This is a genomic window from Metabacillus sp. KJ11-3, from assembly GCF_055808295.1.
Genome location: NZ_JBVVRS010000004.1, coordinates 90428 through 103616, shown reverse-complemented (window position 1 = coordinate 103616; position 13189 = coordinate 90428). Strand labels below are relative to the sequence as shown.

Below are 13189 nucleotides of genomic sequence, written 5' to 3'. Positions count from 1 at the left end.
CATTTCTTGCCTGTTATAGATATACATAGGAGATAAGAGAGGAAGTCCCTCTTATCCAAAGATAGAAAAAATTGAAGAGAAGAATGATGCTATGGAATCTCCAATCTTTTCGAAGAAGCCTTTCTCTTCCTCTTTGCTTTCTATATTTTCCTTTGGTAGCTCATCTTTGTTGCTATTAATTTCTTCTTTTATTTCATTATTTTTTGTATTTTCCAGTTCAGTTAGTTTCTTAGATAAATAGATAAAGTCTTCGTCTTTCTCTAATGATTTAAATGAATTACTTGATAGAAATTCTTTTAGTTCTTTTATCTGTTCTTTTGAGAAGTTAGGAAGCGGTTCTTTGTTGTTTGCAAGTTCTCCTAGTGCTAAATAGATCTTTACCTCAATATGTAAATCTTTATTTTTCTTTTTAAATTTTTCATATTCACTGTTAATTGCCTTAGTCAATACCAATTCATTTTCTGGTTTGTCTTCTTCGGTTGAATTTGTTGTATCCTCTTCATTTGCATCAGTTGTACCGTTTTGTTCATCATCTTGATTAACGTTAGCGGAGGCAACTACTTTACTTGTTTCAGTTATAGATGACTTTGAAGAACTATTCGAGTTGCTGCTGTTATTGGAAGTTGATTGATTTTTATCTGTTTCCCCGTTAGATGCTGACTTATTTGAGGAAGAATTACTCTGCTTGTTAGATGAACCTGTATTTGTTACTTCTTTTTTAGTTGTAGTTATTGTTTTAGACTCTTCTGTTGTTGTATTTTGCTTCGGTTTACTAGTTTCCTCTTTAGGTTTAGACGATGGCTTAGTATCGGGCTTAGGTTGCGGTTTTGGCTGTGGTTCTGGCTCTGGCTCTGGTTTCGGTTTTGGAGCTGGCGTATTTTGTACATCTGTCTTAGGTAGTAAACCAGCATTTCCGAATGCCATTGTTATTGGGTTATCACTAAATGCTTTATAACTTGTCTCATTAAAGTAATTACTTAAATATCCTCCACCTATGTACCAATCACTTGTTTTACTATTTTCGATATCTCTCACTTTGTATTCAATACCTAAGTCGTCCCCCATTCGGGTTGCTTTGATAAAAGTAACTTCTTGGTAACACCCCGAGCATCCGTTTGGAACTTTAAATGTTGCTGCTTGTGCATTTGGGGTTACCATAAGTGCTGCAATAAGAACTCCTACTATTAATCCAAAAAGCTTCTTCATCATTTAATTCACTCCTTATATTATTAATGTTACTCTACCTTCTAACTGAAATAAAAAAGCGGACTTTATGCATAAAGAAATAGAAGGTTTCCCTTTTTCATCCTTTTAGCCCAAAGACCACTTTTGTTTATTATGTACCCGCTAACCTCTTAAAAGGTTGCAATAAAAATGTATACTATAAATTACATTTCTATTATTAATCTAATAAGTAAAAATAGAGTGGAATTTTAGTGGATAAAGGAAAAGCTATGTACCATTTATATATGCTATATCACCATCCACTTTAGGTATTCGAAAAAGTGAAGATGGTTTGTAGTTATTTTATAAATTACAATAAAAAACCCCACAACAGTATACCTATTTTGGATAGGTAATATTGTTATGGGGTTTGCCCGATATATTAATATGTGTATATTATACTAGTAATTAGGGATAAATGGAAGCCTACTGGAACCTCTTTTGCTGATTCGGTTTTTGGTGGCTGTAAACTTACCAGATTCGAATACACTAGGATCAACTACAGCGAAAGCTACGAGCTTTTTAGGATCAGTATATCGATCTATCTCTCCAATTTCTGAAATGATTGTCGCCGCGATCTTTTCTCCTATACCAGGGATAGATTTGATAATATTAATTCTTCAACACCTTTAGCGAGGGCATCTATCTCGGACTCTAACTTGGATAGGTGCTCTTTGTATTAAAGAATGATATTGATATACATACCTAGACTTAAAATATGGCTTTGATAAACGGTCTTTTCAAACGGATTTTGATTTACTGCAGCCTTGAGCTGAGTAGCTTTTTCTTTAGCCCATCGATGGGAACGACTTTTACATAACTCAGCAATTTTGTCGGCAATTGTTTCTTCACTTGACTCTAAAATATCTTCAGATGAGGGAAACTCTGAAAGAGTTAATGGCGTAATAATATTAACAAAAAGAAATGAAAGATGGGAAAAGACTTTGGAGTTCCAAACACAAGGGGTAGGTTTAGATTATTCAGGTGTTGCTGATATTACTGGTGATGGTATTAAAGAGTATCTCTTTGATGCCAAATTTGGTGCTTCAGCAGGAAAAAAACTAGAGATTTTTAATTGGAATCATAATTCTTTAAAGATGGTAGCTGAAGTTCCGTATCATATGATGGAGCTATTAAGTAATAAGAAAAATGGTATATCCGTTTGGCAAAGGTACATTGCAGATACCTATTTTGTAGATGTTCTTGAATGAAATGGAGAAAAATTCGTTCAAGATGAAGAACTATACTATAGACACTATCCTGTTATTGAAAAATTTTGTAACCGGAAAATATCAACAATGGATGCGTGGTTCTATTGGTATACACTCGCAGATGCTGAAATATAGGCAAATTCACTTGGAAAAGCAAGGGAAGGGAACTTCATTAGCAAAGCAATTATCATTACCTGATGCAGTAGAAAACTTTGAAAAATTAAGTGATAAGCTGGAAAAGGAGAAAAAATCTTATTAAGCGGTTATCCTTTAATCTTAACTCTAATAAATTTATCTTTTTGAAATATAAAAAATAAAATTATTAGAGTTAGAATAGTGGTAATTATTGTTATTAAAGAAATAAAAGAGTCATACTCCATTACTTTCATGAACAAATAAGAAAGAGTAATGTTAAATGAAATAATTAAGGCTAAGTTTAAAACTGAGTTTATTTGTATTTTTTGAGGAAGAACTTTTTTGAAAATAAACAAACTAAATCCAAAAGTTATTAAAGGTATGATGGTGAAACTAAGAGAAAATAGAGACGAATACATTAATGAAGAGAAAATTTCATATTCTCTTTCAAATCTATAAATATACTGCAGGTTTAAAAATATAATAAATATAATGTTATAAGTTATTATAAAAGAAATAATCTTTTTGAACGTTTTCATTTTTCCTCCTCCGATTTGGAAAATATCTACTTTTATAATACTACATCCTATAAATTGTTAGTTCAACACCAGATACAAAACTTTGCATGAAATAGTATATATTCTCTATATTTCCCGTTACTTACTTCTATTCTTTGGTGTCAAAACTTAAAGAAACTTGATTTTTGGTCGAGAGGATGCACGTAAATGCAAGTAAGTCGGATATTGTCCCTGATTTAGCAACTGGGCACTTTAGTATAGAGGGAATAAATAATGATGAGAATGTCTCTGCAACGCGAAGAAAACTATTGCTATAAGCGCCCCCTTTCTTATTGAATTAAAGGGCAATGAAGAAAGCGAACATGTCAAAAACGACTTTCTATCGAAAGGTAAAAGAATACCAAAAAATATCTGAGGAGTGAGGAACATATCGGATTGAGAAGTAAATTGTTGTTGTTACCGTTCTGAAACAAGCAATTTAAACGAATAACATTTGTAAGTAATATCTACAAACCTCTGAAAGCCAATCCGGTTGCTTTTATTTTCTTATTTGTTGTTGACTGTTATCTAATTGATAGCAGTCCTTTTTGATTAGATATGTTCTGATAATTAAAAAGAAATTAACCAGGTTCATTTGGATAAATTCACATAAAATATTTACAAAATATTCTAAGGTGAGCTATCGATGGAAGGGTTATTTGGTCTAATTATTTAGGCCATTTTTTCGTTCATGCGAACTGTATATTATCATCATGATTTTTTGATTGTGTAATTTGGACTTAAACATGCTCTATTCTGAATAAATATAATGTGTCATGTTAAATCTGATTTTGACTGTTATCCTTTGATAGTAGTCTTTTCAGAATTGGATTACCCCAATTCCCTTTCCCATTTTAAAATTTAATTGTATCTAGTTTAGGTACTTTAATTTGTAGCTGCAGCAACAAATTCCAATTCAGTATAAAAATCGTGAAGTTCAGTTGTTTTAACTTAAAAAGACCGTTTTCATATAGGAAATGGCCTTTTTTATACTTAATATGGACGTGTTAATATATTTAAGAATAATGACGCATATGACATTAATGAAAACAAGCAAAAACAAAAATAAAACTCTATTTACGATATTCGTAAACGACTGCCTTCCTTATAGTTATCCCTTCTCCTGCAAAATATCTTGGACTTTTTGTTGCTAAAACTGCAACGATACTTGGCCCATTTAAAGTATCAATAATATCAAAATAAGGATTATTATAAGTGAACGGGAAGGTAGCGTTAGTATCATCAATAAACTCAATATGATCTATGTAGAGATCTTCTTTATAGAATGAGGTTGATTTAGGTTCATAATAATAGCCAGCTGAAGAAGTAAGATCCAGGGTATAATTAAGACTATTTTTTAAGTTTTCAAGTGCTTGCTCTTGATCAAACACAATTTTACCTTGACTTAATTGTGACTCATCAAGGGCTAGCGCTGCGTCATGTACAGCTAATTCAAGTGCGTTTTTAATTTGTCGTGTTGCTGTTTTATCAGAATCAATGTTGTACTGCATAGACATTAAACCTGCAAAAATCAAAATTAAAAACATAGTTCTCAACGTATTAGCCATACCATTATCACGCCCCTGTTAATCAATGTACTCACTTAATATTTTGGTATTTTTTTTAATTGTTTTTGGACCAGAATTAAAGATTTCAAATAAGAAAATTGGTCCTCTAGGAACTTCAATGCTTGCGGTTAGATAGTTTTCCCTATATGTCAATGAAGTTGTAGCGGATATAACGATCTTACTGGAATCAAAATTATAATTATCAACTAATTCTCTTTTCATTTCGTTGATGATTGTAGGTGTAAAACGCCCTTCAATAGCTGCCTTTTTTGCACTTTCTTGAAGTACAACCTCTACAGCTTCTCTATGTAAACTATCTATGTAAGAAAGTATTGGAGCAAACATGATATTTGCTGCGATTATTAACGTCATCCATTTTGCTAAAACTCCTGACATACAAACTCTCTCCTTAATGAAGACTTGGAGGAGATTCCCCCTCCGTGTTTTAAAAATGATATCTATTATTTATGGTGTAATTGTTGATGTAGTAGGTACTTCATCCGTTACATCATCAATCAATGCTTCATATTGGCCAGCTTCTTTATCAGTCATTGTAAAGGCAACACCGAAGAGAAGAATACCAATACACAATGCAGTCACTCCAATTTTCAAAAACGTACTTAATGTTTGATTCATAGTTTAATAGCCTCCTTGTAATTTTTAATATAGAATGTAATAAGAACAATTTATGGCGTTACTGAAGATGTAGTAGGTACATCATTTGTGACGGCATCAATCTTAGCCTCATATTCTCCTGCTTCTTTATCTGTCATTGTAAAAGCAACGCCGAATAGAAGAATGCCAATACACAAGGCTGTTACTCCAATTTTCAAAAATGTACTTAATGTTTGATTCATAGGTTATGCCTCCAACTAATAAATTTATTTTTTATAAATTAAAAGAGATGTTTTTCCACTACTAAAAAGCTAATTAGATATATTTCTTTCCCTTTATGGTAGGGTGATTCTTTTATCATCCATCTCTTGCTTATATTCTCCGGCTTCCTTATCAAGCATGTTAAATGCTACTCCAAAGAGAAGAATACCAATACACAAGGCGGTCACCCCAATTTTTAGGAATGTACTTAGGCTAGTATTCATGTTTGCCCTCCATTATTTATGCTGCAGGTTATATTCATCTTCTAAAACATTGATATGATCATCATTTTTATCAGCTAGAGATTGATAAACAATTCCTATAATAAGAACTGATAATATTGAAATGGTTATGGTAAGGGACATGAAGGTAGATAGTGTTTTATTCACAAGGAGACACCTTCTTTAATTGTGTTCAATATATTTGTTTACATCATTCGTAATGTCGCTCATAGAAGCAAAGAGAGCACCGAAAATAAGCAATCCAGTTACAATTGCTGTTATGGCAATTTTCATAAAAGTAGATAACGTAGTATTTATGTTCGTCACCTCCTTAAACGGTTAAATAAGACCTATAGAGTATTGGCTTTCATTAGTGTGCTTACCATAACAATAATGACTACTAAGAAATTTAAGATAATAAGAAAATGAGTGGTGTTTATTGGTATAGAAGTGAGATCCTTTGTAATCTTCATTCGTCTTCTATAGTTTTCAATTTGAGAATTAACAAACATTGTTCTCATTCCTTTAAGTGAATTCAATGCTGTTTCGCGATCAACGTCATCCAGTGTTTTGATAACTGGAATGAGAGCATTTGATTCTCTTGTACCTATTTCTTTTGCAAACTCTTCTAATGCTACCTTTGGACCCTGGTCGTTCCCCCATGCTGTTAATACTTTTGTTAGTGGAGTATCAATCACTGTAAAATAGGAACGTAAATCTCTTAAGATGTTGTAAGTATTTATTCTGCTAACATTCATCATTTCAAGCTCGTTAATTATAAGGTCATAGAGCATGAATATTTCAGCATTCTTTTTGGCTTGCCTATATTCAATTACTCGTTTCATTACATAATAGAAAAGAGTTTTAAAGTTTGGGTTAAATGCAATGAAAAATACCGCTATTGCTAACATAGCCCAAGTTCTCAAATCCCCTTTAAATAAAAAAGGAACAATCACATAATTTACAAGAAGTAAGAACAGGATCGAGAAGAATATGATGTTATAAGTCAATCCATTAAGGCCAAGAGGGTATCCCGCTTTCATTAGCCAATCCTCTGAAGTCGATTTTGAAGCAGATTCTAATACTTTTACTCTACCTTTTTGAACTGATTGCTTTACCCTTAGTCGATCTTGAATTCTTTCAGTATGAGAGGTTAAGCCCATATAAACTAAAATGCCTGCTAAAATTGATAAAACAATCACTATAAGGTAACGGATATAAGGTAAAAACTTAAAAATTAATGCACTCTCTTGCATTTTACCCCCTCCTAAATATCATTTTTTGGTCTTTTTAAGAGAATTGATAAGAAGACAGAGAATATTACCCCTATAAACGAAATGGTTAACAGCAATAAAGTCCAAAAATTTTGAAATTGTAACTGAAACCAATCTTGTGCTCCTGAAACTGCATAACCAAGCCCAAGAGCTGCAACGAAAATAGGAACAGTTAAATAACCATTATAAACAGAGTCAAGAGTTTGAGATTTTTCTTGTTCAAGCATGCTTTCTGTTTCTTCAATTTGCCTTGTTAATACAAGCAAGGTACTAAGCACATTTTCGTTATGAAGATAAGACTTCAACATAATATTTCCTAATCGTTTAGACCATGAGCTTCCAGCTGTGTATACAAATACTGAAATGCTTAACTTAAGTTCTTTTTCATTCCGGGATACTTGAAGATCTGAAATTAAACGTAAGAATACAGATCTTAATTTTTTATTCTGTACGGTCTTTTGGGTTTCTACTAAGGCATAATACATATCATGGCCGTGAGCATTGTATTGTTGAGTAAGGGTTTGAACAATCGTGAGGAACTCTTCCCCCATTAAATAACGTAATTTCCTCAGTCTGACTTGAAGAATCATATAAGGGATGCTACCGACTAGTAGGCCCATTGCAATAGAAAGAACAATGTCATGAAAGTTATATAATATAAAACCAAAAGTAAAGATTGATAGAGTTGCTGTGAAAGCCCAAAAAGCTAATACATCGTTATCTGTACTTTCCTTGCTTGTTGTTTTAATTAAAAGGAATATATGTTTCATTAAAGGATGTCTATATTCTGTTGTTTTCTCATTTTCTAAAGCCATACGAATCTTTCTAAGACGATTCTTGTAATGAAGATGGTTCATTTTTTCCTTAATAGGTACTTCAAGTATCAACTTAGCTAGGAATACTCCACTTATAAAAATAATGAGATACAGAATATAAATAACACCATCTGACCAGAACCAATATTTAAACTCCATTGACATCTTCTCCTAAAAGATCAATCAGTAGAGAATTTGCTATATTGTGGTAGTCTGACATTGGAGAGACTGCTTGGCGCTCTTTTAACAACCTTACTAACTTTTTTGTTTCCTCCAGATTTTCTTCAGCCATTTTAGATAGCAATTCCTTCGAGATATTAGCGGAGTAATAGTATTTCTCTGTAACTCGGCTGTACTTAATTAAATCATTAGTTGAATATGATTTTTTCTCTTCATTCCAAATGATTTCTGTAACTCCGACAACACGTTTTCTTCTTCTATCTCGATCTGTACCCATCGTGTATACGATATCTATACTTTTAGCAACACGAGCTACTTCATTTTCAAAGGAGCGGTTAGGAAATTCATCAAGTAGGTGTCGTGTAATCTGTGGTACAACATTTTCAACATCCGTTAAGTGGTATGTGGATGCTGCGCCACGTTCACCACGCTCACAAGCTTGAAGATAACCCTCAGTTTCTAAAGATCTTATTTCCCCTACAACAATGAAGTCGTGCTCCATTCTTAGTAACCTTGGAATTGCTAAGTGAAGATCTCCTTCTTTTGCTTGAACTTCAAAACATAGACGATCAGGCATTTGTTCACTTAATGCAAGCTCAAAGTGTTTTTCAATAACAGCCATAACATAATAAGGATCACGTTCCCTTAGAAGTGATTTCATAAAAGTTGATTTTGCCGATCTGACACGCCCAGCAATAATAGTGTTGGGCATTGTTCTTGACAGTGCTTTATGTATTTCAATATCTTCAGTTGGTATAGTGTTAAGCCTTGCTTGTTCTTCTAAGCTTATGTCTTTAACGATGAAACGGCGAAACATAACATAATTATCCCGGGACCGTGGTTTTTGAATCATTGTTACACGATCACCATTTTCCTTTTCAACTTCAAGCTCAGGTGTTTGTTCATTGATAATTGCGTCTTTGTTTCTCATAGTGAAAGTACGTTTTATACGTTCAACATCTTCTATTGAAGAAAAGCGTTCTTCTTGTTTGATAAATTTCCCATCAATATCTATCCAAAGTTCTTGTCCACGAATAACTGCTGCTTCTGAGTTTGGATATTGCTCCCACTTCTGCAACAAGCTTATCCCCCAAACTTCATGGAATACTGCTTCTGCTAGATTTGAATAAAAAGTAGAATAATCTTTTGAAGTAATATTGTGCCTTCTTAGGATTTCGGTAATTTTCGAAATAAAATATGCCATTTCCTTTTCATCACCAATGACTGCTTTATGCTGTCTTTCTAAGAACTCACTCTCTTTGTCTTTTTGTTGTTCGTTTGTTAAGTTGCCATCATTAGAGAGATTTATAAGATTATTGAACTCTTCTCGAACAACTTTACATATTTGGCTAAATGCTTTTTTTCGTTCAAAGGTAACAAATTCCTCACTCTGTAGACCCTTTTGTTCAAGTTGTCCATTCACCCACTCCGAAACATCATATGGTTCAGAATTAGTACCCAAAGAAGATTCAATATCTTCTACAGCTTCAATAAAAAGGACTTCAGTTGATGATTTCATCCTTAAGCCCCCTCTTTCTTCTTAAAGAAACCAAAGAACTTATTGTTACTATCATGAGAAGTAAGTTTCTTTTCTGGTAGCTTTGCTTCAGAAATTATAAGGTTGCATATGGATTCTAATGATTTGCGATAAGCATTTTTACCTTCCGATAGATCATAAAGCAATTTCTTTTGGCGAATTGCAATTGGCCCCAATACTTCTAAATCAGGTATCATCGCAATCTTTTGCATTTCTAACTCTTCCTCTAAGTCATTTTCACTAATAAGTGACATATTCGGTTGATACTTATTAACAATCAACATGAAATCACTTTTAGATGCTCCAATTGGTTCAAGAAGTTGTTGGAACACATGAGGGAAATACCCTCTGTAACCTTTATCCTCTTGGTTAGTAATAACAAATTTCAACTCACTAGATATAAAAGCCTGGGAAGCGCAAGCTGTATCGAAATGTGTACCTCCATCTATTAAAATCACGTCAAATACTTCTTTGGCTACATCGATTAAATGTGCAATTTCCTCATTCGTGAAATATCTCTGAAGCTTAATATCGCGATTACCAGCTAAATGGTAAAAATCTTTATATCGGAACAAAGCTTCTTTTAACCTGGATTCTGTTAGACTTTTAGTCTTTAAATCCACTTTTAGATCGTTCAAATACTCGCCTCTGTACTCCAAGAAGTAATCTGAGGGATCCCATGCATTAAGACTAAGAACTAGCACTTTACCTTGAATTCGTTCAGAAAGTCCTCTACCCACATTAAGTACTGTTGTTGATACGCCAGCTCCGCTATGTGTCCCAAAGAAACTGATGATTCTATTACTGGCATAGCCCTTTTGATCGGTTAACAACCTAACAATTTCACTAGCAACTTGTTCAGGTATTAAGTACTCATTTATAGCCACAACTTTATGAGCAGCACATACACGTTTGATATTTTTGGTGGAAATAACATTTGTTACGTTATGAAGCTTATAGAAGATCGGTATATCCGGAAAAACATCTCTGACTCTTTCAAGATCTGTATATGGGATATTTTGTCCATCAACCAGTAGAGCAGTTACTTGAATACTTGTATTATTGTCATCCTTTACTCTGTCAAATACTAAAGCTAATTCGACTTGTTCATAGCTCTCAAATAGTTGTTTGTAATTATGTTCTTTGCTGACAATCGCTATCTTCATAAAAAGGCTCCTTCCTTGATTAGTTGTAGGTAATATATAATTTGTTTTTATTTTCAATAATCTCTTTCATTAATTTTTGAAAATCTTCTTCATTTAGAATGACCTCTAAATCAGAAATAGTTCCGGTAGCGTTTAGTCGTTCAGATTCACTACTTTTTGCCGTACCTTCACCAACTTCATTGATTACTTCCCGATTACTTGAATCCTTTGCATACACAACAGTTACATTTTCAAGAAGTGGTTTTTTTAGTAAGCTAGCATCAGCCTTGGGTTCTCTGACTCCATCAACATTTGAATTGTTTGATTCTTTAACAAATGCTTCATCTACAAGGTAAATATCTATTCGGTCCTTCCTTCTTAAAGATCCTGGCTGAGCATAAATCATTTCACTCATGATGGGTCTTATTGCTTCCCCCTCTGAAGCATCGGGAACTAAGTTATTAAAATCAATCATCTTTTTTGAAACAATTGAGTTTGAAACCATAAGCTGAGATGAGTCATAACCAATAATTGAAGGTAGATCGTGTGGGTAAAGAACGTCATCGATAAGGTCTTTTTTATCTCTTCTCTCTATAAGAAACATGTTTTCCGTTAATCTCTCATTTTTTTCAATATCTGCTCCTGGTTTCACCACCACAACTTCAACACTGTCTATCTTGTCTTTAATAAAGATGTCATATATGGGAGTGAATGCAGCAGCAGTAACGAATGTTAAAACCCCCAATGTTACTTTTGCTTTGGGTTTCATTTAAAATCCTCCTGCCCTCTTTCAATTTTTATACTTTTATTAAATAAGTCATTAAGAAGTTTGCCATTTCTTCCTCGTTTCTTTAAGAAATCTTTTGGAAGCATGTCCTCTATAATAGGTTTGAGTGCTTCTTTTATAATTTTTTGATTTTTGGATGAGTCATTGAAGAATGCTCCTCTATAATGACTTTCAAAAATATCGTTTGGTGAGAAACAGGGAATGTACGTAATCATCTTTTCTGCATAAAGAGCATTAATCATAGGGTTATCTAGAAGTTTCTTATCGAATCGATTTCCAATAATGTGTGTTTTATCATCTTGTAACATCTGCATGAAGTTCTCAGTCACTACATTGTCTGGGTCTTCTAAAAACTGAATGTTTGATATATCTGGCTCTAAAATAAAGTACGTATGTGTTGCTATATCGTATAAATCCTGGTATATATCTTGATTCCAATCCGTTCCAACATCCAAGATTGTTACGGTTGATTGAGAAGCTAATAGAATCTTCACATAAACTTCGAAAGGTATTTCTTTCATACCGTAAATAGGTTCATTAGTTGGATGACGGACAATCATATTAACCTCATCAACTTCCCAGTCATAAACACTTGTCATTTTTGGATCTATTTCTTTTGTGAATTGATAAAACTTACTGCGATAATCAGGGTTCCTTTTATGTCCAATAAAGCGGTCAAAGGAATAAGCTGTAGAATAAGGACTTTCTATATAGGACACGCTAACCCCTAATTTAGCTAATTCTCTTGCTAACAAGTGAGAAACAAACGTGCTACCAGAGCGTGAAAATGGGCTACCTACTAATATTGTTATTGCTTGAATTGGAACACCCACGATTTTCTCAACTTGATTAGTTATTTGAATGTTATAATCCCGCTTAATCACATTCTTTGTCTTAAGTACTACTTTCTTTTCGATCTTTTTCTCAATAATTTTTTTTACAATAACTTTTTGAGGACGTTCTTTCTTCTTTTCCTCTTTCTTGATTTTTTGAACCTTCTCATCGATTGTATCTTTCGACTCACCTTGTTCTTCTTCCGGTTCACTATTATTTTCAACTTCACCGCTGTAGTTAAATAATCGAGGGGTAATTTGTTGTATGAATTTTGCTGCAAGAGAATAGCGTGGTTTATCTTTTAATTGATCCATCATTTGCTGGATATCAATTGCTCGTTCATTGAATATATCAAGAACGTTTATACTCACTAAGTAACTTAGGAATGTATCATCTCTTGGGCGTTCACATAGAAAAACTATTCTTATTGAATCATCGTATTCTGCCCTTAATGACTGAATGAAATTTAACCACTCTTCTTGACGTTCTTCTACCTCAGTTTGTTCACTTGGAAGATAGTGATCATGAACAATAAGGATATCTGGCTTATCAATTTCAATAACTTCAGACATGTAGCGGAAGTGCATAACTTCTTGGTCACAAAGTGTAAAAAAATCACGTTCTTTTGAAAAATTCCTTTGTAAAATATTGCTGTAAGCTCCACCACCGACGGCTAATAATACTTTTTTCATGTGTGAATTCCTAACTTTCTAATAAACGCAAAAAGCCCCCGAAAACCTTAAGATTATTGATTAATAATCTGATGTTTTCGGGGGCTTCCCGTTATATTTATTTATACTGAAGTATGGGTGTTGTAAATGTTTG

15 protein-coding genes and 1 pseudogene are annotated in these 13189 nt (G+C 33.3%); 2 read left to right on the top strand and 14 right to left on the bottom strand.

Features of this window, described 5'->3' with window-relative positions:
* Nucleotides 1-51 precede the first annotated feature (51 nt).
* Both AC0L8O_RS27400 and AC0L8O_RS27395 read right to left on the bottom strand, forming a co-directional pair.
* On the bottom strand, nucleotides 52-1209 hold the full coding sequence (locus tag AC0L8O_RS27400; RefSeq protein WP_251683044.1) for a hypothetical protein: 1158 nt from the start codon (nucleotides 1207-1209) through the stop codon (nucleotides 52-54).
* A gap of 437 nt (nucleotides 1210-1646) precedes the next feature.
* Nucleotides 1647-2122 (bottom strand): annotated as a pseudogene (locus tag AC0L8O_RS27395) (transposase); the annotation flags it as partial.
* A 46-nt stretch (nucleotides 2123-2168) separates the two neighbouring features.
* Between AC0L8O_RS27395 and AC0L8O_RS27390 the strand changes: the two are divergent.
* Together AC0L8O_RS27390 and AC0L8O_RS27385 are read left to right on the top strand one after the other, a co-directional pair.
* Nucleotides 2169-2435 (top strand): hypothetical protein, encoded by a 267-nt coding sequence (locus AC0L8O_RS27390; RefSeq protein ID WP_251683043.1) that lies wholly within the window; start codon nucleotides 2169-2171, stop codon nucleotides 2433-2435.
* 22 nt (nucleotides 2436-2457) lie between these two features.
* Nucleotides 2458-2694 carry a hypothetical protein gene (locus AC0L8O_RS27385; protein WP_251683042.1) on the top strand — a complete coding sequence of 79 codons (237 nt, stop codon included), beginning with the start codon at nucleotides 2458-2460 and terminating at the stop codon, nucleotides 2692-2694.
* Nucleotides 2695-4200: 1506 nt separating this feature from the next.
* On the opposite strand, the gene AC0L8O_RS27380 is transcribed toward AC0L8O_RS27385, so the two are convergent.
* From AC0L8O_RS27380 to AC0L8O_RS27325, 12 genes are all read right to left on the bottom strand, one after another.
* The gene (locus tag AC0L8O_RS27380; RefSeq protein WP_251683041.1) at nucleotides 4201-4695 is read right to left on the bottom strand and encodes a peptidase M23; all 495 of its coding nucleotides are present in this window, start codon (nucleotides 4693-4695) and stop codon (nucleotides 4201-4203) included.
* An 18-nt stretch (nucleotides 4696-4713) separates the two neighbouring features.
* On the bottom strand, nucleotides 4714-5091 hold the full coding sequence (locus tag AC0L8O_RS27375; RefSeq protein ID WP_251683040.1) for a hypothetical protein: 378 nt from the start codon (nucleotides 5089-5091) through the stop codon (nucleotides 4714-4716).
* A gap of 69 nt (nucleotides 5092-5160) precedes the next feature.
* Nucleotides 5161-5331, bottom strand: coding sequence for a hypothetical protein (locus tag AC0L8O_RS27370; protein ID WP_251683039.1), 171 nt, complete (start codon nucleotides 5329-5331; stop codon nucleotides 5161-5163).
* A 50-nt stretch (nucleotides 5332-5381) separates the two neighbouring features.
* The gene (locus tag AC0L8O_RS27365; RefSeq protein ID WP_251683038.1) at nucleotides 5382-5552 is read right to left on the bottom strand and encodes a hypothetical protein; all 171 of its coding nucleotides are present in this window, start codon (nucleotides 5550-5552) and stop codon (nucleotides 5382-5384) included.
* 93 nt (nucleotides 5553-5645) lie between these two features.
* Nucleotides 5646-5795, bottom strand: coding sequence for a hypothetical protein (locus AC0L8O_RS27360; RefSeq protein WP_251683037.1), 150 nt, complete (start codon nucleotides 5793-5795; stop codon nucleotides 5646-5648).
* Between the two features lie 12 nt (nucleotides 5796-5807).
* Nucleotides 5808-5960 (bottom strand): hypothetical protein, encoded by a 153-nt coding sequence (locus tag AC0L8O_RS27355; protein ID WP_251683036.1) that lies wholly within the window; start codon nucleotides 5958-5960, stop codon nucleotides 5808-5810.
* 182 nt (nucleotides 5961-6142) lie between these two features.
* Nucleotides 6143-7048 carry a hypothetical protein gene (locus AC0L8O_RS27350; protein ID WP_251683035.1) on the bottom strand — a complete coding sequence of 302 codons (906 nt, stop codon included), beginning with the start codon at nucleotides 7046-7048 and terminating at the stop codon, nucleotides 6143-6145.
* Between the two features lie 11 nt (nucleotides 7049-7059).
* On the bottom strand, nucleotides 7060-8040 hold the full coding sequence (locus AC0L8O_RS27345; RefSeq protein ID WP_251683034.1) for a hypothetical protein: 981 nt from the start codon (nucleotides 8038-8040) through the stop codon (nucleotides 7060-7062).
* Nucleotides 8030-9580 (bottom strand): ATPase, T2SS/T4P/T4SS family, encoded by a 1551-nt coding sequence (locus AC0L8O_RS27340; RefSeq protein WP_251683033.1) that lies wholly within the window; start codon nucleotides 9578-9580, stop codon nucleotides 8030-8032. Before AC0L8O_RS27340 ends, AC0L8O_RS27345 begins: the two co-directional genes overlap by 11 nt.
* A gap of 2 nt (nucleotides 9581-9582) precedes the next feature.
* The gene (locus AC0L8O_RS27335) at nucleotides 9583-10764 is read right to left on the bottom strand and encodes a CpaE/TadZ family protein (RefSeq protein ID WP_251683032.1); all 1182 of its coding nucleotides are present in this window, start codon (nucleotides 10762-10764) and stop codon (nucleotides 9583-9585) included.
* 19 nt (nucleotides 10765-10783) lie between these two features.
* On the bottom strand, nucleotides 10784-11512 hold the full coding sequence (locus tag AC0L8O_RS27330) for a hypothetical protein (protein WP_251683031.1): 729 nt from the start codon (nucleotides 11510-11512) through the stop codon (nucleotides 10784-10786).
* The gene (locus tag AC0L8O_RS27325; RefSeq protein ID WP_251683030.1) at nucleotides 11509-13056 is read right to left on the bottom strand and encodes a hypothetical protein; all 1548 of its coding nucleotides are present in this window, start codon (nucleotides 13054-13056) and stop codon (nucleotides 11509-11511) included. Before AC0L8O_RS27325 ends, AC0L8O_RS27330 begins: the two co-directional genes overlap by 4 nt.
* Nucleotides 13057-13189 lie beyond the last annotated feature (133 nt).